General features: G+C 69.4%; 3 protein-coding genes. All 3 read left to right on the forward strand.

Translation table 11 applies throughout. From position 1 onward, the window contains the following. On the forward strand, positions 1 to 462 hold a 462-nt coding region (locus VG869_17090), incomplete at its 5' end, for a thiamine pyrophosphate-dependent enzyme (protein ID HEV3452902.1). Further along, on the forward strand, positions 459 to 1,442 hold the full coding sequence (locus VG869_17095; GenBank protein ID HEV3452903.1) for an alpha-ketoacid dehydrogenase subunit beta: 984 nt from the start codon (positions 459 to 461) through the stop codon (positions 1,440 to 1,442). The genes VG869_17090 and VG869_17095, both read left to right, overlap by 4 nt. A gap of 16 nt (positions 1,443 to 1,458) precedes the next feature. After that, on the forward strand, positions 1,459 to 1,550 hold a 92-nt coding region (locus VG869_17100), incomplete at its 3' end, for a biotin/lipoyl-containing protein (protein HEV3452904.1).

Consider the following 1,550-nt stretch of genomic DNA (forward strand, 5'->3'; position numbering starts at 1 on the left):
GCGAGCGGCTTCGGCTTCCCCGGGGTCCAGGTCGACGGCAACGACGTGCTCGCCTGCTACGCGGTGACCCGCAAGGCGATGCGTGCCGCCCGCGAGGGCGAGGGCCCCACACTCATCGAGGCCTTCACCTACCGCATGGGCGCGCACACCACCACCGACGACCCGACGAGGTACCGGTTGGCGAGCGAACTCGAGACCTGGCGGCTGCGGGACCCGATCGAGCGCGTCCGGTCTTACCTCGCCCGCACCGGCGAGGCCGACAGCACGTTCTTCGAGCAGGTCGAGGCGGAGGCCGATGAGCTCGCCGCCAAGCTGCGCGCTGCGTGCCTGGCGCTCCCCGACCCGCCCCCGCTTGCGCTGTTCGATCATGTGTACGCCGACCGGAGCGCGATCCTCGACGCCGAGCGTGCCCAGTTCGCGGCCTACCTTGCGGGATTCGAGGAAGAGGGAGCGGAGCAATGACGAAGATCACCCTCTCCCGGGCGCTGAACGAGGGGCTGCGCCGGTCACTTGAGAACGACCCCAAGGTAATGATCATGGGGGAGGACGTCGGCAGGCTCGGCGGCGTCTTCCGGGTCACGGACGGACTGCAGAAGGACTTTGGCGAGCACCGCGTGGTGGATACGCCGCTCGCGGAGTCCGGGATCGTCGGCACCGCGATCGGCCTGGCGCTTCGCGGCTACCGGCCGGTCTGCGAGATCCAGTTCGACGGTTTCGTGTACCCGGCGACGGACCAGATCGTCAGCCAGCTCGCCAAGATGCGCTACCGGTCGCGGGGCAACGTCACGCTGCCGGTCGTGATCCGCATTCCATTCGGCGGAGGGATCGGCGCCGTCGAGCACCACAGCGAGTCGCCCGAGGTCTTCTTCGCGCACACGGCGGGACTTCGGGTTGTCGCCTGCGCCGACCCGGCGGACGCGTTCGCCATGATCCAGCTCGCGATCGCCTCAGACGACCCGGTGATCTTCTTCGAACCGAAGCGCAGGTACTGGGAGAAGGCAGAGGTCGACACCGCGGCCCCGCTGTCCGGCGCGCTGCCACTCGACCAGGCCAGGGTCGTGCGCGACGGAAATGACGTCACCCTGCTCAGCTACGGGCCGCAAGTCCGCACCTGCCTGGAAGCCGCGCTGGCGGCCGAGCAAGACGGCCGGTCCATCGAGGTGATCGACCTGCGCTCGCTGTCGCCGCTCGACATGGCGACGATCGAGGCATCGGTGGCCCGCACCGGCCGCTGCGTGGTCGTCCACGAGGCACCCGTGTACGCGGGGCTCGGCGGTGAGATCGCGGCCCGGGTGACCGAGCACTGCTTCTACTCCCTCGAGGCCCCCGTGCTGCGGGTCGGCGGGTTCGCCATCCCGTACCCGGCCGCGAGGGCGGAAGACCATTACCTGCCCGACCTGGATCGCATCCTGGACGCGGTGGACCGCACGTTCGCCTACTGACCTGGGGAGACCAGCCATGGACAAGCAGTTCAGGCTCCCCGACGTCGGGGAGGGCCTTACCGAGGCCGACATCGTCTCCTGGCACGTCAAGCCAGGTGACACGGTGAC

It is taken from the genome of Acidimicrobiia bacterium, from assembly GCA_035948415.1.
Taxonomy (GTDB): domain Bacteria; phylum Actinomycetota; class Acidimicrobiia; order IMCC26256; family PALSA-555; genus PALSA-555.

Bases quoted from the DNA above. Each gene is read 5' to 3' on its own strand.
- VG869_17095 (HEV3452903.1), top strand. From the start codon at position 459: ATGACGAAGATCACCCTCTCCCGGGCGCTGAACGAGGGGCTGCGCCGG.